Origin of the sequence: Paenibacillus rhizosphaerae (genome assembly GCF_014192015.1) — a bacterium.
In the GTDB taxonomy this organism is placed as follows: domain Bacteria; phylum Bacillota; class Bacilli; order Paenibacillales; family Paenibacillaceae; genus Paenibacillus_AQ; species Paenibacillus_AQ rhizosphaerae.
The window spans coordinates 531,351-555,564 of the sequence record NZ_JACHXJ010000003.1 but is presented as its reverse complement, the minus strand read 5'-3'; the positions used below and the strand labels follow the sequence as shown (position 1 = coordinate 555,564).

The 24,214-nt window shown below is 56.5% G+C and carries 25 protein-coding genes; 19 read left to right on the top strand and 6 right to left on the bottom strand.

Going from position 1 to position 24,214, the window contains the following annotated elements:
• Positions 1 to 7: 7 nt before the first annotated feature.
• From FHS19_RS19205 to fba, 11 genes are all read left to right on the top strand, one after another.
• Positions 8 to 922 carry an ABC transporter permease gene (locus FHS19_RS19205; protein WP_246426743.1) on the top strand — a complete coding sequence of 305 codons (915 nt, stop codon included), beginning with the start codon at positions 8 to 10 and terminating at the stop codon, positions 920 to 922.
• Positions 923 to 934: 12 nt separating this feature from the next.
• A complete protein-coding gene (locus tag FHS19_RS19200) occupies positions 935 to 1,945 on the top strand; it encodes an ABC transporter ATP-binding protein (RefSeq protein WP_183583442.1) in 1,011 nt (336 codons plus the stop codon).
• Complete coding sequence (locus FHS19_RS19195) at positions 1,942 to 2,961, top strand: ABC transporter ATP-binding protein (protein WP_183583441.1); 1,020 nt, start codon at positions 1,942 to 1,944, stop codon at positions 2,959 to 2,961. Before FHS19_RS19200 ends, FHS19_RS19195 begins: the two co-directional genes overlap by 4 nt.
• Positions 2,958 to 4,391: a dipeptidase PepV gene (gene pepV / locus FHS19_RS19190; RefSeq protein WP_183583440.1), complete on the top strand. Its 1,434-nt coding sequence runs from the start codon at positions 2,958 to 2,960 to the stop codon at positions 4,389 to 4,391. Before FHS19_RS19195 ends, pepV begins: the two co-directional genes overlap by 4 nt.
• A gap of 42 nt (positions 4,392 to 4,433) precedes the next feature.
• Positions 4,434 to 5,891 (top strand): leucyl aminopeptidase family protein, encoded by a 1,458-nt coding sequence (locus FHS19_RS19185; RefSeq protein WP_183583439.1) that lies wholly within the window; start codon positions 4,434 to 4,436, stop codon positions 5,889 to 5,891.
• Positions 5,888 to 6,592: a copper homeostasis protein CutC gene (locus tag FHS19_RS19180; RefSeq protein ID WP_183583438.1), complete on the top strand. Its 705-nt coding sequence runs from the start codon at positions 5,888 to 5,890 to the stop codon at positions 6,590 to 6,592. Before FHS19_RS19185 ends, FHS19_RS19180 begins: the two co-directional genes overlap by 4 nt.
• Positions 6,593 to 6,624: 32 nt before the next feature.
• Positions 6,625 to 7,581 (top strand): ROK family protein, encoded by a 957-nt coding sequence (locus FHS19_RS19175; RefSeq protein WP_246426689.1) that lies wholly within the window; start codon positions 6,625 to 6,627, stop codon positions 7,579 to 7,581.
• A 278-nt stretch (positions 7,582 to 7,859) separates the two neighbouring features.
• A complete protein-coding gene (locus tag FHS19_RS19170) occupies positions 7,860 to 8,921 on the top strand; it encodes an SIS domain-containing protein (RefSeq protein ID WP_183583436.1) in 1,062 nt (353 codons plus the stop codon).
• Between the two features lie 20 nt (positions 8,922 to 8,941).
• On the top strand, positions 8,942 to 9,727 hold the full coding sequence (locus FHS19_RS19165) for a DeoR/GlpR family DNA-binding transcription regulator (protein ID WP_183583435.1): 786 nt from the start codon (positions 8,942 to 8,944) through the stop codon (positions 9,725 to 9,727).
• Positions 9,728 to 9,757: 30 nt separating this feature from the next.
• A complete protein-coding gene (locus FHS19_RS19160; RefSeq protein WP_183583434.1) occupies positions 9,758 to 10,762 on the top strand; it encodes an ROK family protein in 1,005 nt (334 codons plus the stop codon).
• 22 nt (positions 10,763 to 10,784) lie between these two features.
• The gene (gene fba, locus FHS19_RS19155) at positions 10,785 to 11,648 is read left to right on the top strand and encodes a class II fructose-1,6-bisphosphate aldolase (protein ID WP_183583433.1); all 864 of its coding nucleotides are present in this window, start codon (positions 10,785 to 10,787) and stop codon (positions 11,646 to 11,648) included.
• An 86-nt stretch (positions 11,649 to 11,734) separates the two neighbouring features.
• On the opposite strand, the gene FHS19_RS19150 is transcribed toward fba, so the two are convergent.
• Positions 11,735 to 12,409, bottom strand: coding sequence for a TetR/AcrR family transcriptional regulator (locus FHS19_RS19150; protein ID WP_183583432.1), 675 nt, complete (start codon positions 12,407 to 12,409; stop codon positions 11,735 to 11,737).
• Between the two features lie 286 nt (positions 12,410 to 12,695).
• Here FHS19_RS19150 and FHS19_RS19145 point away from each other — a divergent pair, with 286 nt between their 5' ends.
• From FHS19_RS19145 to FHS19_RS19120, 6 genes are all read left to right on the top strand, one after another.
• Positions 12,696 to 13,448 carry an SDR family NAD(P)-dependent oxidoreductase gene (locus tag FHS19_RS19145; protein ID WP_183583431.1) on the top strand — a complete coding sequence of 251 codons (753 nt, stop codon included), beginning with the start codon at positions 12,696 to 12,698 and terminating at the stop codon, positions 13,446 to 13,448.
• Positions 13,449 to 13,607: 159 nt separating this feature from the next.
• Entirely contained in the window at positions 13,608 to 14,774 is a 1,167-nt protein-coding gene (locus tag FHS19_RS19140) for a DUF4349 domain-containing protein (protein ID WP_183583430.1), read from the top strand.
• 147 nt (positions 14,775 to 14,921) lie between these two features.
• Positions 14,922 to 15,602 carry a Na-translocating system protein MpsC family protein gene (locus tag FHS19_RS19135; protein WP_183583429.1) on the top strand — a complete coding sequence of 227 codons (681 nt, stop codon included), beginning with the start codon at positions 14,922 to 14,924 and terminating at the stop codon, positions 15,600 to 15,602.
• Positions 15,603 to 15,718: 116 nt separating this feature from the next.
• Positions 15,719 to 16,105, top strand: a complete 387-nt coding sequence (locus FHS19_RS19130) for a response regulator (protein WP_183583428.1) — start codon at positions 15,719 to 15,721, stop codon at positions 16,103 to 16,105.
• 85 nt (positions 16,106 to 16,190) lie between these two features.
• The gene (gene pdaA / locus FHS19_RS19125; RefSeq protein WP_183583427.1) at positions 16,191 to 16,967 is read left to right on the top strand and encodes a delta-lactam-biosynthetic de-N-acetylase; all 777 of its coding nucleotides are present in this window, start codon (positions 16,191 to 16,193) and stop codon (positions 16,965 to 16,967) included.
• A gap of 185 nt (positions 16,968 to 17,152) precedes the next feature.
• Positions 17,153 to 18,310 carry a phosphodiester glycosidase family protein gene (locus FHS19_RS19120; protein ID WP_183583426.1) on the top strand — a complete coding sequence of 386 codons (1,158 nt, stop codon included), beginning with the start codon at positions 17,153 to 17,155 and terminating at the stop codon, positions 18,308 to 18,310.
• A gap of 35 nt (positions 18,311 to 18,345) precedes the next feature.
• Here the strand turns inward: FHS19_RS19120 and FHS19_RS19115 are convergent, their stop codons facing one another.
• Both FHS19_RS19115 and FHS19_RS19110 read right to left on the bottom strand, forming a co-directional pair.
• Positions 18,346 to 19,197 (bottom strand): DegV family protein, encoded by an 852-nt coding sequence (locus FHS19_RS19115; RefSeq protein WP_183583425.1) that lies wholly within the window; start codon positions 19,195 to 19,197, stop codon positions 18,346 to 18,348.
• A 49-nt stretch (positions 19,198 to 19,246) separates the two neighbouring features.
• Entirely contained in the window at positions 19,247 to 19,684 is a 438-nt protein-coding gene (locus tag FHS19_RS19110) for a hypothetical protein (protein ID WP_183583424.1), read from the bottom strand.
• A 175-nt stretch (positions 19,685 to 19,859) separates the two neighbouring features.
• Between FHS19_RS19110 and FHS19_RS19105 the strand changes: the two genes are divergently transcribed.
• Positions 19,860 to 20,240 carry a DUF423 domain-containing protein gene (locus tag FHS19_RS19105; RefSeq protein ID WP_183583423.1) on the top strand — a complete coding sequence of 127 codons (381 nt, stop codon included), beginning with the start codon at positions 19,860 to 19,862 and terminating at the stop codon, positions 20,238 to 20,240.
• A gap of 190 nt (positions 20,241 to 20,430) precedes the next feature.
• Here FHS19_RS19105 and FHS19_RS19100 read toward each other — a convergent pair whose 3' ends face one another.
• Positions 20,431 to 20,961 (bottom strand): hypothetical protein, encoded by a 531-nt coding sequence (locus tag FHS19_RS19100; protein ID WP_183583422.1) that lies wholly within the window; start codon positions 20,959 to 20,961, stop codon positions 20,431 to 20,433.
• 215 nt (positions 20,962 to 21,176) lie between these two features.
• Here FHS19_RS19100 and FHS19_RS19095 point away from each other — a divergent pair, with 215 nt between their 5' ends.
• A complete protein-coding gene (locus FHS19_RS19095; protein ID WP_183583421.1) occupies positions 21,177 to 21,479 on the top strand; it encodes a YunC family protein in 303 nt (100 codons plus the stop codon).
• Between the two features lie 121 nt (positions 21,480 to 21,600).
• Here the strand turns inward: FHS19_RS19095 and mtnA are convergent, their stop codons facing one another.
• Both mtnA and mtnK read right to left on the bottom strand, forming a co-directional pair.
• Positions 21,601 to 22,686 carry an S-methyl-5-thioribose-1-phosphate isomerase gene (gene mtnA, locus FHS19_RS19090; protein ID WP_183583420.1) on the bottom strand — a complete coding sequence of 362 codons (1,086 nt, stop codon included), beginning with the start codon at positions 22,684 to 22,686 and terminating at the stop codon, positions 21,601 to 21,603.
• Positions 22,683 to 23,906, bottom strand: coding sequence for an S-methyl-5-thioribose kinase (mtnK, locus tag FHS19_RS19085; protein ID WP_183583419.1), 1,224 nt, complete (start codon positions 23,904 to 23,906; stop codon positions 22,683 to 22,685). Before mtnK ends, mtnA begins: the two co-directional genes overlap by 4 nt.
• Positions 23,907 to 24,214 lie beyond the last annotated feature (308 nt).

The window sequence follows — 24,214 nt, the reverse complement described above, 5'->3', positions numbered from 1 at the left end:
GACGCAAATGGATAACGTGGATGCGCTGTTCAAGCCGGCCGCCGCAAGGCCGGACGAACGGGAGAAGATTGCGGGCAAATCTTTGACGGCTTTTCAGGACAGCTGGAGACGGCTGAGACAAAACAAAGCGGCGATCGTCAGCTTGGTCATCCTGGTCATCATGCTGCTGCTGGCGATCGTGGGTCCGTGGATCGGACATCACGACTATTACACTACCGATTATAATGCCGTCTATCAAAAACCGAACGCCGATCATTGGTTCGGCACCGATAAATTCGGCCGGGACCAATGGGCCCGCGTATGGCAGGGAACGCGCGTATCGCTTCTGATCGCCGTGCTCGCCGCCGCGCTTGACCTCGTCATCGGGGTTGCCTATGGCGCCATCTCCGCCCTGTTCGGCGGAAGAGTCGATAATGTGATGCAGCGGATCGTCGAAATTTTGACCGGGATACCGAGCCTGATCATTATCATCCTGCTGATGATGGTGATGAAGCCGGGAATCGTAACCATCATGGTGGCGATGTCCATTACAGGCTGGGTCAACATGGCCCGGCTGGTCCGAGCTCACATCATGAAGCTGAAATCGCAGGAATTCGTCCTGGCGGCCCGCACGCTGGGCACGTCCACCGGGCGCATCATTACGAAGCATCTGATTCCGAACACGATCGGCATCATCGTCATCAACACGATGTTCACGATTCCGTCGGCGATTTTTACCGAAGCGTTCCTGAGCTTTATCGGCCTTGGACTTCAGTCGCCGATGTCTTCGCTCGGGGTGCTGATCAACGACGGCTTCGCATCCTTGAATACGCAGGCATACCTGCTGCTGTACCCTTCGGTTGTCATCGTCCTCATTATGGTAACGTTCAATATTCTGGGTGACGGGCTGCGGGATGCGCTGGATCCGAGAATGCGGAAATAGGGGGAAGAGAGAATGGACAACTTGCTCGAAGTGCAGGATTTGCAGGTCAGCTTTTTCACATATGCGGGCGAAGTGCAGGCCGTGCGCGGCGTCGGATTTTCCCTGGGCCGGGGCGAGACACTGGCGATTGTGGGGGAATCCGGCTCCGGCAAATCGGTGACTTCCAAAAGCATCATGAGGCTGCTGGCGAAGTCCGCGAAAATCAAACACGGTTCGATTCGCTTTGAAGGCAAGGATATCGCGTCGCTGCCGGAAAAGCAGATGCAGGATATCCGGGGCCGGGACATTTCGATGATCTTTCAGGACCCGATGACGTCGCTGAATCCGACGATGACGATCGGCAAGCAGATCACCGAGGTGCTGAAGAAGCACCGCAAGCTCGGCGGCGCGGAAGCCAACCGGCGGGCGGTGGAGCTGCTGGACCAGGTCGGCATTCCGAACCCGGACAAGCGGCTGAAGCAGTACCCGCACCAGCTGTCCGGAGGCATGCGCCAGCGTGTGGTCATCGCGATTGCGCTGGCATGCAACCCGAAGGTGCTGATCGCCGACGAGCCGACGACTGCGCTCGATGTGACGATTCAGGCACAAATTCTGGAGCTGATGAAGAAGCTGCAGCAGGAGCTGGACACGTCCATCGTGCTGATTACGCACGATCTGGGCGTAGTTGCGAACATGGCGTCGCGCGTGGCGGTCATGTACGCCGGTAAAATCGTGGAAACCGGTACGGTCGATGAAATCTTTTATGAAGGCAAGCATCCGTATACCTGGGGGCTGCTCGCTTCCATGCCGAAGCTGCATGAGAAATCAGAGGAGCTGATGGCCATTCCCGGCACGCCGCCGGACCTCAGCGACCCGCCAATGGGATGCCCGTTTGCGGCACGCTGCCCGTACGCGATGGAAATTTGCCATGAATATATGCCAGAATATACAGAGCACTCGGAGACGCACCGCGCGGCCTGCTGGCTGCAGGACAGCCGGGCGCCGAGAGTGCAGAGTCCGCTTGCGGGAGGTGATCGGCCATGAAGCACGAGAAGGGGACAAAACCGCTGGTCGAGGTCAAGCATTTGAAGAAGCATTTTGACGTGGGCCGCGGACAGATTCTGAAAGCGGTGGACGATGTCTCGTTTGACATTTATCCGGGGGAGACCTTCGGACTTGTCGGCGAGTCCGGCTGCGGCAAGTCAACGCTGGGCCGCACGCTGATCCGTCTCTATGAAGCGACGGAAGGGACGGTCAGCTTTGACGGCGAGGCAGTGCACGGCCGCAAGTCTAACTCCGAGCGCAAGAAGCTGAGCCGGAGCATCCAGATGATCTTCCAGGATCCCTACGCCTCGCTGAACCAGCGAATGACAGTGACGGACATCATCGCCGAAGGCATTGACGCCCACGGCATCGCCAAGAACCGAAAGGAGCGCCAGCAGATGGTCTACGACCTGCTGGAGACCGTCGGGCTCAACCGGAGCCACGCCGAACGGTTCCCGCATGAATTTTCAGGAGGCCAGCGCCAGCGGATCGGCATCGCCCGGGCGCTCGCAGTTCATCCGCGGTTCGTGATCGCCGATGAGCCGATTTCGGCGCTGGACGTATCGATCCAGGCACAGGTCGTGAACCTGATGAAGAAGCTGCAGCAGGAGCTGGGATTGACGTATTTGTTCATTGCTCATGACCTGTCGATGGTAAAGCATATCAGCGACCGCATCGGGGTGATGTACCTCGGGGGCATGGTCGAGCTTACAAGCAGCGACGAGCTGTTTGAGAATCCGCTGCATCCATACACCAAGACGCTGCTCTCGGCGATCCCGGTACCCGATCCGAAGCTGGAGCGCGGCCGGGAACGCATGGTGCTGCAGGGTGATCTGCCAAGCCCGATCAACCCGCCGAGCGGATGCCGTTTCCGGACACGCTGCCCGTTTGCCACGGAGCTGTGTGCTGCGGAAGCGCCGGTATGGCAGGAAGCAGAACAAGGGCACTGGGTGGCCTGCCATCTGTATGATCCAAGCAAAAATATGAGCTTAAGCAAGGAGGGAGCCGGCGCATGAGCTGGTATGAAATGGCCGAAGAGCAGGAAGAGGCCCTGATTGAACATTTGTCCGGGCTTCTGAGAATCGACAGCGTCTATGATCCGGATACCAGCGGTCCCGGGCAGCCGATGGGCCAAGGGGTCGCGGAGGCGCTTCAATATATGCTGGACCTTTGTGCCGCCGAAGGCTTCCGGGTCCGGAACCTGGACGGATATGCAGGCTATGCCGAATTCGGTCCGGAATCGGCCGAGCACTATGTAGCCGTTCTAAGCCATCTGGACGTCGTTCCGGCATCCGGACAATGGACGACCCCGCCTTTCGAGCCGTCCGTCCGGGGAGGGAAAATTTTTGCGCGGGGCGCCGAGGACGATAAAGGTCCGGCGATGGCTGCGTTTTACGGGCTCAAAATCGTCAAAGACATGGGGCTTCCGCTGAAGCACCGGATCCGCCTCATATTTGGAACGGACGAGGAGCGGACAGGGAAGTGCATGCAGAAATATAACGAGCTGGAGCCGGCGCCGGTCTGCGGTTTTACGCCGGATGCCGATTTCCCGATCGTTCGGGCCGAGAAAGGGCAGATCAATACGCGGCTGCTCTTTAAGCGGATTGAGGACAGCGATTCGTCCGGCTTCGAGTACCAGCTGCGGTTATTCACGGCTGGCGAGGTAGCTAACAGCGTGCCTGAGGGGGCGCGCGCCGAGGTGGCGGGAGACACAGGCAGCCTGAATGCGATGCAGAAGGCCTATGAGGACTACTGCGCGTCGGAAGGGTTGAAAGGAAGCTTTGAGATCGATGCTGAAGGGCGGACGGCAAGCCTGTCCCTGACCGGTAAGACGGCCCATGGGATGGAGCCGCAGCTCGGCGTTAATGCGGGCCTCAGGCTGATCCATTTTCTGAAGGAGTTCTCGTTCCCTTCGGGTGCGGAGCATTATCTTCATACGGTCGATGCGCTGATGTACGGCGATGTCCACGGGCGTGCGTTCGGCATTGCGATGGAAGACCAGATCACCGGACCGCTGACGGTTAACACGGGTCTGCTGCAGTATGATCCGGAAGGAGAATCGTATTTTCACATCAACCTGAGATATCCGGTTTGCGGCAATCAGGCGGATATTTTGGAGAACATCGGGGTCCGGGCTTCGGCTTGCGGCCTTGAGATCGAACCGCCGAGCTTGAAACATCCGCACTGCGTGCCGGACGATCATCCGATGATCGAAGCGCTGCAGCGGGTCTACGAGGCGGAGACGGGGCAGCCGGCCGAGCTGCTGTCAACCGGAGGCGGAACCTATGCGGCGTATATCGCAAACGGCGTTGCATTCGGCCCGGTATTTCCGGGCATGGCCAATTCGGCACATCAAAGAAACGAACATATCGACATCGATGCACTGATTCGCTCGACGGCGATCTATGCCCGGGCGATGCATGAGCTGGCCAATCTGAACCTATAATCTGCGGCTTAACCAAAATTCTTGTAAAGGAATGTACAGCTGATGGAATTGATATCAGGAACAGGGCAACCGGCGGATGTAACGATCTATCCGGTGTTTGAGGACAGCGACGGAGAAGCCTCCGGGCTCACCCTTCGCGAAGGCATGGGCGGCCGCGGCGCCGTCCATTGGTTTTACGGACGGCACGGGGAGCAGGATATTCTCGTCGTCGGTCTGGGCAGTCGGGACAAATTCGGCATGGAGGCGCTGCGGGAAGCCGCCGGCGGTGCAGGCCGCGAAATCCGCAAGGCGGCCTTAAGAACCGCGTCGATTGAGTGTACAGCCCTCCGTGAGGTTTTCGGGGAAGGCGAATGGCCTGAGCAGGCGGCCGTAGCCTGGGTCGAAGGGTGGCTTCTGGGCACGTACGTGTTCGATAAATATACATCGCGCCACAAAAAGGGGCAGGTCGATTGGATTCGGATCGAGTCCGCCGCCGAGCGGAGCTATGCGGAAGCGGCCTGGCTTGGACGCGCGCGGGCCGAAGCGGTCGCCTTGGCGCGGGACCTGTGCAACGAGGCGCCGAATGATCTTCATCCGGCCAGCTTCGTGCAGCGGATCAAGACCGTATTTGCCGGCAGGAACGTGAAGCTTCACGTATACCAGGGCGAGGAACTGAAGCAGCGGCAGATGAACGGCCTGCTGGCCGTCGGAAGCGGGAGCAAACATCCGCCGGCCATGGTGGAGATCGAATACCTTGGCGATTCAAGCGCCCCGCATCTGGCGCTGATCGGCAAGGGGATCACGTTTGATATGGGCGGCATGAACCTGAAGGTCGCCCGGGATTTAAGCGACGCCCGCTTCGACATGGGCGGGGCCGCGGCCGTCATCGGCGCGATGGACCTGCTCACCCGGCTGGAAGTGAAGGCGAGAATCACGGCGCTGATTCCGATCGCGGAAAACGTGCCGGATGCAGGCGCCATTCTGCCGTCGCATGTGATCCGCTATCCCAACGGCTTGTCCGTGCAGGTGGTTAATACGGATGCCGAAGGCCGGCTGATCCTGGCCGACGCCATCCTGCACGCTGCCCGAAGCGGGGCCGAGCGGATCATCGACATTGCGACGCTGACCGGAGCAGTGGGACATGCTCTGGGTCTGCGGGTGGCCGGCATTTGGGGCGACGCCGGATTTGCCGAGCAGCTGATGCGGATCGGCGGCAAGAACGGCGACCCGATCTGGCGCCTTCCGCTTGTCGATGAGGACGAGGAGCTCCTGGGCAGCCCGTACGCCGATCTGGCCAATCTGGCCTCAAGCCCTTACGGGGGAGCCAATATGGCAGCCCTGTTCCTGCGGCGGTTTGTGCCCTCTAAGGCGCGCTGGTGCCATATCGACATGGCCAATACGTCCCAGGTCCCGTCGGACCGGGGGTATAAAGCTGCGGGGGCTACCGGTTACGGAGTCCGGCTGCTGGCTGATTTTGTGACGGAACAGGCCAATTCTGAAAATGGAGGCACTGCGGAGTGAAGCTGGAAGTAATCGCAACCAATTTGTACGATGCGCTCGTCGCCGAGAATGCGGGAGCGGACCGCCTGGAGCTGGTGACGGGCATTATGGAAGGCGGATTGACGCCGGGGCCGGGAATGATCCGCAAGGTCGTAGGCCTGATGAGCATCCCGGTCCATGTCATGGTCCGGCCGCACAGCCAGTCGTTTGTCTATGACCAATACGACCTGCTGACGATGCGCGAGGATATTGCTTTTATCCGAGAGTGCGGAGCGGCGGGGATCGTGCTTGGAACGTTAAAACCGGACCGGACGATTGATACTGAGGCGCTGGAGTTGCTGCTGAAGGAAGCCGACGGTCTGAACGTGACGTTCCACCGGGCATTCGACGAAATCGACGATCAGCTCGGAGCGCTCCGGACGTTGTCGGCGTATCCGCAGATTAACCGGATTTTAACTTCGGGAGGGCCACGGGCCGCGCCGGAGTCGACGGACCGCATCCAAGCACTGGTCGAGGCATCGGCCGGAACCGGCATCCGTATCTTGGCTGGATACGGTTTGACTGTCCCGGGGCTTCCGGAGTTCGTCCAGAAGACGGGCGTGCCCGAGGTCCATTTCGGCTCGGCGCTGAGAGCGGAAGGGAATTACCTGCTGCCGCTCGATTCCGAGCGGGTGAAGGCGGCGGCGCAGACGGTGAAATCCATCGCAAAGTCAGCAGGGTAACAACAAAATACTCGATTACTGTGGTGAAATCATTGGACAAACAACCTAAGATGATCGTCGGGGTGGATCTCGGCGGAACGAAAATCGCAACAGGGCTTTTGGACGCTAGCGGAAGAATGCTGGCCCGAAGCCAGAAGGCGACCGCAGGGCTGAAAAGCTCGGATGAGGTCATTCAGGCGATCGTAGATACGATAACGGAAGTGAGTGGAGAACACGAAATCGCCGGTGTCGGCTTGGCTTCCCCGGGGGCGGTCGACACCCGCCGGGGGATCATCCGCAACGGAGTGAACCTGCCCGGATGGAACGGCATTTCGCTGCAGGCGGAGCTGGAGAAGCGGCTGCAGGTGCCGGCGAAGCTGATCAATGACGCGAACGCGGCGGCATGGGGAGAATACGTGTACGGAGCAGGACGCGGGTCACAGAGCATGGTTTACGTTACCCTGAGCACCGGTATCGGCTCTGGCCTGGTTCTTGATGGGAAGCTGTACCTGGGAACGAGCTCCTTCGCGGGCGAGCTCGGCCATACAGTGGTCGACCCGAACGGGGCGCTGTGCGGCTGCGGCCAGCGGGGCTGCTGGGAGACCTATGCCTCCGGGACGGCCATCGCCCGCCAGGCTTCCGAGGCGGTTGCCGCGGCGGCGGAAGGCATGACGCAGATGACCGCGCTGGCCGAAGCGGAAGGCGTGCCGCTGGGCGCCAAGCATGTGTTTCAAGCCGCGGCGACGAACGACAAGCTGGCCCAAGACACGCTGAAGCAGGTCATACATTATACGGGCCTTGGACTCATGAACATCATTCACAGCTTTAATCCGGATTGCATCGTCATTGGCGGCGGCGTCAGCAGAGCCGGGACGGCCTTCTTCGAGCCGCTCCGCGACAAGACCGGGGAACTGGTCATGGAGCCCTACCGGGGCACCTATGCGATCAAGCCCGCTGAGCTGAAAGACGATGTGGGCATTATTGGGGCGGCAGCCCTGTTCGTGGAATAGACGGCTGAAAACTATACGCAATCTTATCTATTATGCGTGCATTTTAAATAGGCAACATGGATATGAGGTAATGAAAGGAAGGGCAAATCCATATATTATGGATTTGTCCTTTTTTGATTGAGTTGTTGAGTTTTGATAAGAGGGCCATCATCCTGATCGGGGTTTGTTTTGCAATTTTATATCAAAATAATGATTGAATATTTCAATGCATTGCAATATAATTTCCAATAGAAACAACAGCTATACTACCAATATGATGAGATCGGGGTGGGTATTCATTGGCACAGACTCAAGGCGTACTGACGTATCCAGAGATCGGCGGACAATCCGACGCGCTTGCGGCTGCCTGGAAGCAGCTCGAAGCGCAGCAGGAGTGGATCTCCCAGTTTATCGGCAATTCTTCGTTTGATGAAGTCATTTTTATCGGATCAGGGACTTCCTATTATTTGGCGCAGACCGCCGCGTCCACGTTTCGCAAATGGACGGGGCGCAGCGGTGCGGCCTATCCGTCATCCGAAGTCTTTTTGTTCCGGGAGCAGGCGGTTCCGCCCGGAAGACGTGTGCTGCTGGTCGGGATTTCCCGTTCGGGAGAGTCGACGGAGGTTATTCTCGCACTGGAATCGGTGAAGGATCTGCCGGATTGGACGATCTGCAGCATCACCTGCGATGAGGAGAGCACGATGGCGAAGCTCGCTCCATACTTGCTGTCACCGCTCGGCAAGGAGAAAAGCACCGTCATGACGAAATCTTTTAGCAGCATGACTTTTATGCTCCAAGGGGCGATGGCACACGCGGCCGGCAAGACCGAGCAGCTGAAGGAGCTTCAGGAAGCCGCAGAGCTCAGCGCCGGCGTGGTAGCCAAGGCGGATGAAGCCGCCAAGGAGCTGATTTCCGGCCATCCGGAGCTGAACAAATTCATATATTTGGGCATGGGATCCTATTACGGGCTGGCTCAGGAAGCCTGCCTGAAGATTAAGGAAATGTCCTGCGTATGGACGGAAAGCTTCGGCACGATGGAATTCCGGCACGGGCCGAAATCGGTCGTCGAGCCGGGAACGATGGTCTGCCTGCTGCTGTCGGAAACCGCAAGGGACTATGAGATTAAGGTAGCGCAGGAAATGAAAGAGTACGGTGCGCATGTCGTCATCATTACCGCGAATAAGGGCGGAGACACCGGCTTTGCGGATCTCGTGTTCGAGACCGGAGGCCGGGCGCTGTCCGATGAGGCGAGAGCGGTGCTGTACATGCCGCTGGTTCAATATATCGGGTATTACACCGCACTGCGGGAGGGGAGAAATCCGGACAGCCCGCGGAATTTGACCCAGGTGGTCAAAATTTAAACCATAAGGAGAGAATCGCTTTGAGTGAACGAAATGGATCGAAAGAAGAACGCCGGGAACAGATATTGGACTACATCCTGCAGCACGGCTCTATTTCCCTTCAGAAGGTGACGGCCCGCTTCAAGTGCTCTGAGGCTACGGCACGCAGGGATCTGGAGGCGCTTGAGAAATCGGGACGGGTCATCCGCACGATGGGCGGAGGCGCCAAATCGGCGGGAATCACCGCCGGAAGGGAAATTCCATTTCACGAGAAGCAGAACAAGCTGTATCAGGAGAAGGAAAAAATCGCCGCCATGGCGGCTTCCCTCGTGGAAGAGGGAGACGTGGTCGGCCTGACGGGCGGAACCACGACGTATCTCATTGCGAGGGCACTCAAGAACCGCCGCAATATTACGGTGGTAACCAATGCCGTCAATATTGCGATGGAGCTGTCGGAGAACGAAGACCTTCAGGTCGTGCTGACCGGCGGCATGCTGCGCAGCAAAAACTTCGAGCTGTGCGGCCCGCTTGCCGAGCGGACGCTGGAGGCGATCAACATTCACACCATGTTTATGGGGATCGACGGTTTTTCGGCGGAACAAGGGGCCAGCACCTATTCCGAGCTTGAAGCGAATACGGCGATGATCATGATGAAGCGCACGAACCGAACCATCGCCGTATTTGACCATACGAAGAACGGCCGCAGTTCCCTGTTCCAGGTGGCGCCCGTGGCGGCCCTGCACGGAATCATTACGGATGAAGATCCCGGAGAGGAGCTCCGCAGCCGGTTGAAAGAAGCCGGGGTGCAGGTGCATGTTGCGAAATAACATTCTGTGAAATAAGGGCAGGTGCTCAGCATGGAAGTGTTTGCGGGAGTCGATGTCGGCGGAACGAATATCGTATGCGGTCTGGTATCTTCCGCCGGACAAGTGGTTCATAAGCTGAAGCGGCCGACGGAAGCCGGACGCGGTCCGGATGCGGTACTGGAGCGAATCGCCGCAATGATCGAGGAAGCGGTCGCCTCGTACCGCGGGGAGGACGGCCGGCCCGTAACCGTCACAGCGGCCGGGATCGGACTGCCTGGGCTGGTCGATCCCGAGGAAGGCATCGCCAAGTTTGCCGGCAACCTCGGCTGGCGCGACCTTCCGGCCGCCAGCCGCCTGAAGGCCAGGCTGCAGCTGCCGGTTTTTATCGATAACGATGTCAGAACGTATGTGTTTGGCGAGGCGCTGTATGGAGCCGGTGCAGGCACTGGTCACGTCATCGGTGTGACGATCGGCACGGGGATCGCCTCGGCCATGGTGAATGAGGGGAGCTTGTTCTACGGCTTCCGCCATATGGCCGGGGAGCTGGGGCATATCGTCATGGAGGGGCTCAGCGATCCATGCCCCTGCGGCTTGACGGGCTGTCTGGAGACATATGCCTCCGCCTCCGGCATGGTGCGGCAGGCCCGAAAAGCGATAGAATCCGGCGAGCCGACGGTGCTCAGCGGCTGGTTTCCGGGCGAACGCCTCGCGGAGCTGACGGCGGCGGATTTGTCGCGGGCATACGATCAGGGTGATGCGCTGGCCGTTTCCATCCTGGAGCGGGCGGGTTCGCTGCTCGGCCGGGCGCTGTCCTACGCCGTTTCGCTGAACAGCCCGGAGATGATCATTATCGGCGGCGGCGGGGCGCTGGCGGGGGAACGCATTTTGAAGCCGCTGGAGCGGGAGCTGATGAGCCGGATTCTGCCGGATTACCGCGACCGGCTCAAGGTCGTTCCCGCCATGCACAACGACGATGCGGGCGTGACCGGGAGTGCCATGTACGCCAAGCATAAATATACCGGATCGACCGGATTAACACAGGACAGCAAGGCATAACAAACGGGAAGGGGAAAACACCATGTCACTCGTTTCGTCTACGTCTTTACTGCAAGAAGCAAGGGCTAAACATTACGCCATTGGGGCCTTTAACGTGCATACGCTGGAAATGCTGCAGGCTGTGGTCGAGGCGGCCGAAGAAGCACAGTCGCCGCTCATTATCCAGTCTACGGTCGGGACCGTCAAGCATCTGGGGGCCGATTATATCGCTGCTGCCGCCCGGGTGGCGGCGGACCGCGCCAGCGTGCCCATCGCACTTCATTTAGATCATTGTAACGAATTTTCCGTCATTATCAGCTGTATCCGGGCGGGCTATACGTCCGTCATGATCGATGCGTCCCATTCCCCTTTTGAGGAAAATGTGGCTATGACCCAGAAGGTTGTCGAAGCCGCCAACGCCGTTGGCATCAACGTGGAGGCGGAGCTCGGCAAGGTCGGCGGCGTCGAGGACGACATCGTCGTCGACGAACGCGATGCCCTGCTCGCCGATCCGAAAGAATGCGCCGAATTCGTGGAGCGCACCGGCGTGCACACGCTCGCCCCCGCGATCGGCACCGCCCACGGCATCTACAAGGGGACGCCGAATATCGATTTCGACCGGATCGGGCGCATTGCCGAAGCCGTTGACGTTCCGCTCGTCCTGCATGGAGGCTCCGGCATTCCGGAGGAGCAGGTGAAGCGGGCGGTCAGTCTCGGCATGGCCAAGATGAACGTGGCTACCGAACTGCGCATCCTGTTCTCCGACGCCATCAAGCATGTCTTTGCCGAGAATCCGGATGAGAACGATCCACGGAAATACATGGTTCCTGCCAAGAAAGCGCTGAAGTCGGCCGTGATTGAGAAAATGCGGCTGTGCGGTTGCGCCGGGCGGGCGGGGGATTTCTAAACGCAAAGTCATTCACAGAACAAATGAAACAAGCCTGCTTGGGCCCGGGAGAGCCGGGGGAAGCAGGCTTGTTTGTTCATGGGATGTTATACATTTGAAGAGGAAGACCCCGGGTTTCGCAAATAGTCGAGAAACATCCGTTTCAGCAGGTCCAGCTGGACGTCCGCGCTGACGATGGACTCAAACATCACGATGCTGCGCTGCAGAGACAGCTTTTTCGAAAAGATGCCGAACGCATTGACCACGGTCGACAGGGTTTCTTCCATGGGGAGATCTGAGCGCACCGAGCCGTCCTGAATGCAGCTGGAAATAATTTCGGCGAATGCTTCGGAAACCCTGCGGTGGACGTCGTTGTACTGCTGAATATCCTCCAGCGGCTCGGCCTGCTGGGCGGCATAGCTTTCAAACGCCTCAAGGAACCGGCTCCTGCTGCTCAATTCCGGCAGTTGGAGATTCAGGAAATGATCCAGCAGCGCTTCGAGCTTGTCGATGCCCGTCACCGGTGTGGCGGCAATCGCCCGGAACGCCTCTTCCTCCAGGCTGATCAAATGCGTGGCGACCGCGACGATCAGCTTGTCCTTCTTTGGAAAATATCGGAACACCGTGGCGATGCCTACGTTGTCTTCCGCAGCGATATCCCGCATGGTCGCTTTATCGATCCCTTTGCGGTTGAAGACCCGCTCCGCTGCTTCGATAATGCTGCTCTCTCGCGCTTTTTTACCTTCCAGCCGTTCCTGTTCCCATCTTGTCTTCGGATCCATAATTGTGAGTCAACTCGCCTTCCGGATGTAAAGATAAAATCGTAAAAAATGCTATCAAAACCGCCAGGAGAAGTCAACGTGGCCCCGGTGTACGCCAACCGGGAACCGAAGGGATAAATGTGACAAAGATTGAAGTGAAAAATGTGCAGTGATATAATTGGTTTTGTCATGATAGTATCACTATCACGACCTTTGGTTTTACAAGGTAATGCCCGCCCGACCTGGGCTGGATATTGCCTCGTTCGTAATCATTGTGGAGAAAATAGGAGAAGGGAGTCTTAACAATATGGGCAGAGTACAGGGGAAAGTCGCGATCGTCACCGGAGCAGCCGGAGGCATGGGCAAGGCGGATGCCATTCTGTTGGCACAGGAAGGGGCCAAGGTGGTCGTCACCGACATTCAGGAGGACAAAATCCAGGCTGTCGTGGAGGAGATCAAGCAGCAGGGCGGAGAGGCTATCGGATTCCGTCATAACGTTACCTCCGAGGAGGAGTGGCAGCATATCGTGGACGAAACGGTCAAAGCGTTCGGCACGATCGACGTTCTCGTCAATAATGCCGGCATCTCGCTGGCCAAATCGCTCGTGGACACGACCATGCAGGATTGGGACAAGGTGATGTCCATCAACCTGACAGGCGGCTTTCTCGGTTTGAAATACGTGGTACCGGTGATGCAGCGCGGGGGCGGAGGCTCTATCATCAATATTTCTTCGATTGCCGGGCTGACGGGAAGCAACGGAGCAGGACCTTACACCGCAAGTAAGGGCGCTGTCCGGATGCTGACGAAGGCAGTGGCCGTAGATTACGGCAAGGACAATATCCGCTGCAATTCGATCCATCCCGGGTACATTGAAACCCCGATGACGGAAGGATTGTTTGCGAGCGACCAGATGACGGGCTGGTTCCGCTCCAAAACGCCGCTGCCTCGCTTGGGCAAACCGGAGAACATTGCGGCCGGCGTGCTGTTCCTGGCATCCGACGAATCCTCCTTTATTACCGGCGCCGAGCTGGCCATCGACGGCGGCGTATCCGCGACCTGATTGTGATCCGGCGAATCTATACGCATATAAATGAAGCCTAGGAGCCTTCCGGGTTACACCCGGGGGCCTTTTTTCTTTTTAGGGCCGCAACCTTCGAAGTCCTTCTGACGTTAGATAGGAAAATATAAAATATTTTCCATTTCTGAGGAGGAATGAAGTATGCGCACTTGGGGGTCATGGCTTGCTGCATTCATGTTAGTTATTCTGTTGGTTACCGGCTGCTCGTCGGGGAGTTCAAAGGACAGCGCCAGCAGCGCCGGCGGGACCGTCGAAAGCTCCGCTGTCTCAGACCATGCGGCGAACACTGCTGCAGTTCAGGACCAGCAATCCTCGGCAGCATCGACGGCTGTGCAGACGCCGGCGAATTCGGCCGACGCGAAGCAGGCCGATACGGTAAAGGCTTTGGAGGCGGACACGGCGCCGGAGGCCGGCTTCACCGCCCAGGACCTGGCCGGCGGGTTAAACAAGAAGCTCATCTATAAGGCGCATCTGGTAATGGAGATTCAGGACTATGCCAAGGCGCAGACCGAGGTGAGAAATATGGTAACGCTGTCGGGCGGTTATATCGTCAATTTTTCCGAAACGGATTCAGCCAGTGAGCGGGGCGGTACCTTTATTCTCAAGGTTCCTGCATCGGGCTTCTCGTCCTTTTTGAGCCGGCTTGAGCAGATCAAGCACGATTCCCTTCAGCGCAGCATTGAAGGCCAGGACGTGTCCGAGGAATACGTGGATCTGCAGGCAAGGCTCAAAGCCAAGCAGATTATGGAGGAGCAGTATATCGCTTTTATGAAAAAGGCCACGAAGACCAGCGACCTCGTGGCGTTTGCTAAAGAGCTGGAGAGGGTTCAGGAAGAGATCGAGCAGATCAAGGGCCGCATGCGCTATATTGATCAGAATGTGGCTTATTCCACGGTGGAGCTGCGCATTTACCAGCCTGAGAAGACGCTGCCCAAAGCCGAGCCCGATCGGCAGCAGGCCCCCCTTGGCAAGCGTGCGGGAGATGCGCTGCAGGGAAGCATGGACGTGCTGACGCAGATGGTCCAGTGGATCATCGTCATCCTGTCGGGAGCCGTTCCTGTACTGATTCTTGCCGCGATCGTGCTCCTTATCGTTTGGATCGTCCGCAAAGGCCGGAAGCAGCAACGGGCTGAAGCCGCCGAGCGGAGGAAGACTTGGAAAGAGGAGCGCCATAGACTGTCCGGCCCTACAGGACAGCAGCAGGAGGAAGCAGATTCTGCACAGGCGGAACGAAGCGAGCCGGATCCGAAGGAACCCGATCCCGATTCTGGCCCGGACTCCGACACGGATTCCGACACCCATAAATAACGCCATCCTAAGGAATGAAAGAAGTAAGCCGGGCGCACCTGATTGTGCCCGGTATCTTTTTGGGTATATACCTCTTGATAATGACACAAGATGAAATCAATTGAATTCACGAAAGCGATGCACTATGATGAGAAGGAGAGAGCTGTCATGTTGTATACAGCCAATCACACGAACCAAATCGCGGCTTATACCGGCAAACTGTTAAGGGACAGGTTCGGCAAAGGGCCGGAATCGGTGCACGTATCCGTCGGGAAATATGGGATCGCACTCCATATCCGCAATTTTATCGGGCCGGTCGAGAAGTTTCTATTAAACCAGGAAGAGGAGAAAGCTTTTCGATATACCCGCGAACTGCTGATGGAGTCCTTGCTTCCTGAATTGAAGGCGTATCTGGAGAAGGAAATGGATATCCGGCTGGAAGAGATCTACTATGACTGGGGACTACATAACGCTTCGGGCATCATTATCGGACTCATGGCGGACCAGACTATCGAAACCGAGGATTATACGGGGCGTGAAGCACTACATAAGGAAATCAGCCGGATTACAGGCATTGTACAGAAGGTACCGGAGAAGGTGTATTCCTGGTGGATGAATCCCAAAACTTTATTTGTCGTTCGGGAAGGAATTCTGATCTTGATCGAGAAGGAATTAATCAGTACCGGTTTTGATGAAGTATTGCGGACTACCAAGAGAAAGCTGGAGAAGCGGTATTTCGAGGAAGAAACCAAGCTCGGGACAATTTTAGGCCGGACCATAGTCGATTTTTACGTGGACTGGGACTTTGATAAAGATAAAAGCGTGATTGCCTGCACATTCCAAGATTAGGCGGTCACCTGGCGGTAATGGGTCAGACATGGATCGACCATGAGCTGAACATGAGCCAAAGAAGGAGCCGGAATGCTCTTTCTTTGGCTTTTTTTCATGCTGGGAGGTTTAAGAAAATGAAGAGCAATTATCACATTTTATGCGTGGAGGACGACGGAATTAATATGGCTCTCTTGCGGCATATTTTCAAAAAAATTCCGAACGCCACCATGTGGGAGGCCAGTACGGGGGAGGAGGCGGTAGAGTTCGCCACGGCCAGATGCCCCGATCTGATCATCATGGACATCCAGCTGCCCGGAATGAATGGATACGATGCTCTAGCGTGCCTCCAGGCCAACGAGAAGACAAGGGCAATCCCGGTGGTAGCCGTCAGCTCTTATGCGATGAAATCGGATATCGCTAAGGGGAGACAGGCAGGTTTTATCGAATACATTACGAAGCCATTCTACATTAAGCACTTTATTCAGGTGATCGAATCCGTCCTCCGGCGGCTGCCATTTTGAACATATCACATAACTTTGTAACGGATGTGGCATATTACGTTATAGCTTTGAGTGCCCATAATCCAATGCAGGGGGAAATTTCAAGATGAAGCGTTTTGCGTTTGCTGCGGTTGCCGCACTGTTACTGTGCTGCGGATTTTTCCAGGAGACAGCGGCTGCGGACAGCCCTTATCATTTTGGCTTTAAGAAAAGCAGGAACGGTCAGCTACCTTCCATCAACGAAGAAGGCTTTAAAGACATTCTGCAGAAGAACGGCGCGATCTTCCTGGGGGATACAACCCAGAAAGAGCTGTATTTGACGTTTGACAACGGGTATGAAAATGGGTTCACCCCTAAAATACTGGACGTCTTGAAAGAAAAGAAGGTGCCGGCGATCTTTTTCCTGACGGGACATTATGTGAAGGACAAGCCAGAACTCGTAACCCGGATGGTAACCGAGGGCCATCTGGTAGGCAATCATTCCTGGACGCATCCGGATATGACCCAGATTTCCAACGCGCAGCTCAAGGAAGAGCTGGATAAGGTCAAACAGAGCGTAACCGGGACAACCCGCCAGAAGGAGATGGCATACGTTCGTCCTCCCCGGGGGATTTTCAGCGACCGCACACTTGCGGCATCACGCGCAGAAGGCTATACGACGGTATTCTGGTCCGTAGCGTACAAGGATTGGGACGTGAACGATCAGAAAGGGGCTGACTATGCCTACCGTCAAGTGATGGCGCAGCTGCATCCGGGAGCGGTCATTCTGCTGCACTCCATTTCGAAGGATAACACGGAGGCACTGGCCCGGATCATCGACGATGCCCGTAAGCAGGGCTATGAGTTCAAAAGCTTGGACCAACTGAAGCGGCCAACTTACTAATCCGAATAAGAAGACGCCGGGCCAAGATGGCTCGGCGTTTTTTTGTGCTTCTTTCTGCGGCGATTTTGGAAAATATTTGTACATTATTGTTGATAATGCCCGAATATATGAAACCTTCCTCCCTGATTTCGCGTCTATTCTACGTGGGACTTAGGACCCGAGTTAATGAGATGGGGGAAGTAACGATGGAGCACGCATCGCTGCCCAAACGTTCAAGCGTCAGAAACCAACGGTCCGCTCCAAAAGGGACAAAGAAAAGGAAAAAGAAAAAGGGAGGTTTCCTGCGATTCAGCATACGCTTGTTCTGGAGCCTGGTTCTGGTCGGTGCCGCGGCAGTCGCGTGGTTGTTCCTGACGGTATCCGGCAATCATTTTCGTTACCTGATCGCGGATACGCTCATAACGACACAGCATCGCTATTTGGCGAAGTATATTATTGGACAGGACGAGCTGAACAAGCGCGTAGCGGAATACAACAAGCGGTTTGAAGCCATGGGCGTCGAAAAGGATACGCACCAGATCAAACTGCCGGTGCAAACCCAGACGGCTTCCGCCGAAGCCGGCAAGGAGACGGAGAAGCCGCCTCTTGTGGAGATTGAGGAAGTCTCGGGTAAAGGTTACCACGGCTATGTAATGACCGTTCACGATCCGAAAAAAATCCGACTTGGCGTTCCTGCAAAGCGCGGCAAAGGCGAGAAAGTCTCCAGTATGGTCAAGCGCTACGGCGCGATTGCCGGCGTGAACGGAGGCGGATTCGCCGATCCGAACTGGAAAGGGAACGGCTTTAAGCCGATCGGCATCGTCATATCGCAGGGGAAGCTGTATTACAACGGATTGGGAAAAAATGCGACCACCCAGGTGGTAGGCATTGACCGTGACGGCAAAATGATCGCCGGCAATTATTCGCTGAAGGAATTGGACCGGATGGGGATTCAGGAAGCGGTGACGTTTCAGCCGAGGATCATCGTCAACGGCAAAGGACTCATCAAGAATGCCGCCGAAGGCTGGGGCATCGCGCCGCGGACCGCCATGGGCCAGCGTGAGGACGGGGCCATCCTGTTTGTCGTCATCGATGGAAGACAGCCGACGTACAGCGTCGGAGCCAATTTATACGACGTTCAGCAGATCATGCTGAAGCACGGGGCGGTGATCGCCGCCAATCTGGACGGAGGGTCCTCCACCGTGCTGGTCAAGGACAATGAGATTGTAAACAAACCGTCATCGGAATACGGGGAACGGTATTTACCTACCGCCTTTCTGGTGTTTGAGAACCCCGAGCAGGCGGACATCCCGAATATATGGGCGGGCCTTAATCCGAAGGATATCGACCCTTCGAAGAAATAAGAAAACGTCTAATGTAAAAGAAAAAAGCCCTGAAATCAGGCTTTTTTGGAATAAATGATTCCGATCGTTTTGGCACCGCAGTGGGAGGAAATGACGCAGCCGGCATCCGAGAGGGCAACCTCGCGGGCGCCGGTTTTTTGTTCCAGCAGCTCTTTGATCGCTTGCGCGTCCTCAGCCGCCATGGAATGGGTCACGAAGATGAGATCGTCGTCCATCTCGTCCTTCTTGTCGAGCGCATTGCTCACCATCTGCTCCAGCGCCTTTTCCCGCTTGCCGCGGACTTTGTAGGCTGGAGTCATCTTTCCGTCGATCACCTTGATGACCGGCCGGATCTTGAGCAGGCTGCTCATGAGGTTCTGCATGCCGGAGCAGCGTCCGCCCTTGTACAGGTATTCCAGGGAATCGATGACGAATTCGGTCTCCACAAGCGGCTTGACGGTCTCGACGATATCGGCGATTTCACGGGCGCTTTTCCCCTGTTCTGCTGCGGTCACCGCTTTCATGACCAGCAGGCCGATTCCGGTGGTCAGGTTCCTCGAGTCCACGACGGTGATTCTTCCTTTCGGAAACTCGTCAGCAGCGATAAGCGCATTTTGATGAGTCGAGGAAAGCTCGGACGACAGGCTGATGTAGACGATATCCCGTCCTTCTTCCACAAACGGGGTGAATGCCGTGATAAAATCGGAAGGAGACGGAGCGGCGGTCTTGGGAAGGCTGCCCGTCTCCTCCACCTTGGCATACAATTCGGGTGTCGTTAAGTCGACGCCGTCCCTGTAATTTTGGTCTCCAAACGTAACGTACAGCGGAATAATGCCGATGTTATGGGCTTTGATCCAATCGGGAGGAAGGTCGCATGTGCTGTCGGCAAATATTTTGACTTGAGACATAAGATCACCTTTTCTTCTAATAGACTGCTGGACTGCGGGTAGGAGGCCGCTAGACTGCGGCAGAGGCCATGAAGTATATAAAGAACAAGCCGATACTGAGCACGATGACGGCATTCACAATAAGCCCGATGATGGCAAAGATCTTTTTGCGGTTCCTAATGGCCGTCCCAACAATGCCCAGAATCGTTCCGACCACGTTGATGAAAACCAGTGCGATCATCAGCAGACCGACCACGCCGAGGCCAAGGACCGCATTGGAATTCGGACCGTCCAGCATGCCTTCTTCGAGATAAGGAGCCATAATGGCGCCTGCTGCCGCGGCACTAATGATATAACCCAGCAAACTGACCAGGCCCATGACAAAGGATGCGATGCCGGGCCCGGAATGCTTCAGCGCAGCAGGGGGAACGAACTGAGCATGGGGCGAATGGGGCCCCGGGTTCTGCTGGAATCCGTCCGGCTGGTGCGGAGGCTGGTTTGAATCCATGAAATCACTCTCTCCTTCGAATCGATAGATATGCTTCTTACTTTTCCATAAGATCCCGTAAAAATCAAGCTGATTTGAGCAGTTATGAGCCATGGTGGTGGAAAAGGTTACGTCCGATCGGTTAAAATAGTTAACAGTTTGTAGTAGATTAGGAACATCCAAAGGAGTTGTCGATGTGCAGCGCAAATTTATACTGACCGGCGCCCTGATGGCGATGCTGTCTGTGGTGATCGGAGCATTCGGGGCCCACATGCTGGAGCCTATCGTCGGGGAGTCGGCGATGAAGGTCTATGAAACCGGGGTTCAATATCATATGGCGCACGCCTTGGGGATTATACTGATTGGGGTCGTCGCCGGGTTATGGGGGGATTCTCGCAAGCTGGCCTGGGCCGGATGGCTGCTGCTGGCCGGAATCATTCTGTTTTCCGGAAGTCTGTATGTTCTCGCCATCACGGGGATCAAAGTGCTTGGAGCTATTACGCCGATCGGCGGCGTCGCCTTCATCATCGGCTGGATCTGCCTCATTGCGGAAGCCGCATCGCACAGACGAGCCTGACCCGTCCGAATCGCAGAAAGCATAGAAGAAAGCCCGTCTTCGGCTTCGTCAGCCGAGACGGGCTTGTTTAAGTGTTATGAGCTTCGGAGAAACGGCATCCCTTAGATTTTGCAAGAAAAACTACCGGTAAATGGAGTCAGGCTTCCTTGAAAATACGTCTTTGACAAACGTTATGGTTGTTTGACGACAGCTAGATGACCTCATCCACTTCGTTCAGCTTAAAGGTATAGACCTGTTTCTCATCCACGTGATATACGTTCAGCATCTGATGTTCCTCATCAAAATTCAGGATCCGGCACGGCATATGAATATGCTGCCCGCTCCGGTTGGCCGTCAGCCGGATCAGCCGGTTGTCGCGGATATATACCTGAATCCAATCGTAAATGTCCAAACCGCCATGCACCGGGTTTCGGGACGGCTGGCTCTTCGCACTTTTCCCCGCGGCCGCTGTACGCAGTTCCGGTTCCTTAATCGGAGCAGGGGGAGCGGACGGAGGGGAAGGCTCCTCTTTGGAAAGGAGAGATTTGCGTTTGTCCTGAAGCATCGATTCAATCATCCGCCCCAGTTCAATTCCCGATTTGATGCGAAAATCCGCAATATGCCCGTTGCCGTTCAGCATGCCGAGGAGTTCTTGCAGTGCCAGGGCATTAGTGGGACTTTTCACTAAGATGTCGACGTTGAATAAAAAACCCGATTCGTCATTGGATTGATTGTTGTCCATGGATCCCCCAAACTATACGTTCAAATTAGATATGAAAGTGACTAAATAATATCATGAATGTGAATAGAATCATAGTCCTAATGTCGGAGTGGGAAGCAACTTTTTTCCTATTTATTGCGGCGCATTTTCGTCTGGACGTCCGCACAGTCAACCCATTCCCCGGGCGAATACAATGATGCTGGATGGATATCATGCCTGGGGAGGTGTACAGCTGAATGGTGACTATGGTGCCGATTACCGTGGGGGAGCACAGCTTTGTCGGAGTCGAGGTCAAGCTGCCCAAGACGACGCTGCTCACAATCAATTCGCCGAAAGGGTACATTATGTGCGGGGCGCTGGACGTAGGCCTGCTCAACACGAGACTGGCGGAGCGAAAAATCATTGCAGGCCGGGCCGTCGGGGTCAAGACGCTGCAGGAGCTGCTTGAAGCGCCGCTGGAGTCGGTGACGATCGAGGCCGAGGCGCTCGGGATCGTTCCGGGCATGCCGGGGCATGAAGCTTTGTTGAAAATGGTGTAGGGGCCTCACGGCAGCCGACTTGAAAGCAATAAAAAGCCAGCCCGAACAGGGCTGGCTGAGCCGGTTGCATTCCGGCGCTTACAGATGTTAGCCCGAAATGAAGCCACACCGGCAATGTTCATTAAGCTTGGAAAAGGGCGGCGAGGTTCTCGGCGAACGGCGCTTTGACGATCCCCTTTTCCGTGATGATGGCTGTTACATATTCGTGAGGCGTGACGTCAAACGCCGGGTTGTAGACCTGGATGCCTTCGGGAGCGGTTCGCTTCCCGAAGCCCTCGGTCACTTCCGCGGCCGGCCGCTCTTCGATCGGGATGTTGTCCCCTGTAGGGGTGTTCAGATCGATCGTCGATAACGGGCAGGCGACGTAGAACGGAATGCCGTGGGCCTTGGCCAGCACGGCGAGGCTGTAAGTGCCGATCTTGTTGGCGACGTCGCCGTTGGCCGCCACCCGGTCGGTGCCGACGATCACCGCCTGCACCCATCCCTTGGACATGACCATGCCTGCCATGTTATCGCAGAGCAGCGTCACGTCGATTCCGGCCTGCTGCAGCTCGAAGGCCGTCAGCCGCGCGCCCTGCAGCACGGGACGCGTCTCATCGGCATACACTTTCAGATGTATGCCCTGTTCCTGGGCCAAATACATCGGCGCGGTCGCCGTTCCGTATTTGGCCGTAGCCAGCCCGCCTGCATTGCAGTGGGTGAGCACGCCCATGCCGTCCCGGAACAGGGGCAGTGCATTCTCCCCGATCCGGCGGCACACTTCTTCATCCTCCGCTTGAATCGCGTTGGCTTCGGCGAGCAGGGCCTCGTTCAGGTCGGCAACGCTGCCTCCCCGGCGGGCCAGCTCATGCGCTTTCCCTTTCATCCGGTCCAGCGCCCAGAACAGATTGACTGCCGTCGGCCGCGAGGTGGCCAGGTGTGCGCTGACCTTGACGACATGGTCGTCCCAGGCGGCGGGATCGACGCCTTCATACTGGCGCGCCCCGAGCACCACGCCGTAAGCGGCGGCAATGCCGATGGCCGGCGCGCCCCGGACCTTCATCGCATGAATCGATTCCCACACCTCTTCCGGTGTGAACAAATCCAGATAGACGATGGCGTCCGGAAGCAGGCGCTGATCCAGCAGGATCAGCCGGTCGACTCCCCACTTGACTGAAGTTAACGGTTCGCTGCGTCGTTGTGTCTTTTCTTGGTTGTCTTTACTCATTGGACAGCTCCTTTAAGCGGCTCGGCTTCCTGCACCAGCCGGACGATGTCTTCGCCGGACTGGATGGTCCGGTTGCCCAGTACGAGCTGTTTGCCGATGGCCAGCGCCGTACGCTGCGCCTTCTCCCGCAGCTTCACGTCCGCGATCGTGTCGATGTCGGCCACATGGGACAAGCCCACGATACGCCGGATCATTTTGCATCCTGCGAATCCGCAGGCATCCCGCAGCACTTTGGCCACGTAGGCGTCCTGGTAGCCGGGGGCTTTCGCGAGCGGGCCCTTGGCATCCTCATCCCACAGCTTGCGGAAGCGGATTTCGAATTCGGACCATACGTCCGAAACCATGCGCAGGAGACGCTCTTGATTGCCGAGAACTTCCGATTCTGCGGCATCCCAGCCTGGCCGGGAAGCGTAGTTCAGGAGCAGGTTGCCGATGATCGCGCCGAGGTCGAAGCCCATCGGTCCGTAATAGGCAAATTCGGGATCGATGACTTTGGTCGACTCCGGTGTGACAAAAATGCTGCCGGTATGCAGGTCACCGTGAAGCAGCGCTTCAGTCCGGGTCAGAAAGGCTTCGCGGAGCAAGGCGACTTCCAGATGGAGACTGCCGTTCTCCCGCAGTTCCTTTGCCTCATCCTCCAGGTAGTCCGGGTAGTTGTTGTTATCGGAAAACCGGTATGGATCGTCAAAGATCAAATCTTCGGTAATTTTGCACAGATCCGGGTTGATGAATTTACGTACCTGTTCTTTCTTTTCGTGCGGGTTCAGGAACAGATCCGAGGTATAAAACAGCGTTCTAGCCGTAAATTCGCCGATATGGCGGGCAAACAACGGGTAGGCTTGTCCTTCGATCAGCCCTCTGCGCATAATCGTATGGTCGCTCAGGTCTTCCATGACGGTTATCGCCAGGTCATCGTCGTAGGAGAACACCTGGGGTGCCAGTCCGGGGCACAGGCGGTACTGAACTTGAAGCGCCTCGCGTTCAATACGTGCCCGGTCCAGGGACAACGGCCAAGATTCCCCGACCACCTTCGCATAAGGCAGGGCTTGTTTGACAATGATACTTTTATCGCTGTTCCGGTCCGTAATATGGAACACTAAGTTCAGGTTGCCGTCACCGATTTCTTTGCATTCCAGCTGCGCATCGGGCGTGAAATGCCCCGGAATGCCGCGGACGAGAGAAATGGCGTCTTGGACGGTGAGCGGGTGATATGTGGACATGGAAGTCACCTCCGTATAATAAGGAAACGCGAATAAAGCCAACTTGTTCACTTGGTTATAAAACAGTATATCGGATTGCCGGCCTCTTTTGAATCTTTTTTTCAGTGAGAGCCTGAAAACGAAAGACCCTGCCATTTATGGGCAGTTGTTTCGTGCGGCGGGTTGAAGGGTAAGATAAGATCAGGGAGGCATGCAGCCCAGAATACTCTCGGAAGAGCCTCCCCATACTTAAACGAAAACTCCAGCCGGATTCCGGAGCTGCCGTTGTATGCGGCAAATAAGGGAGAAGGCCATATACTTAAAAAAGG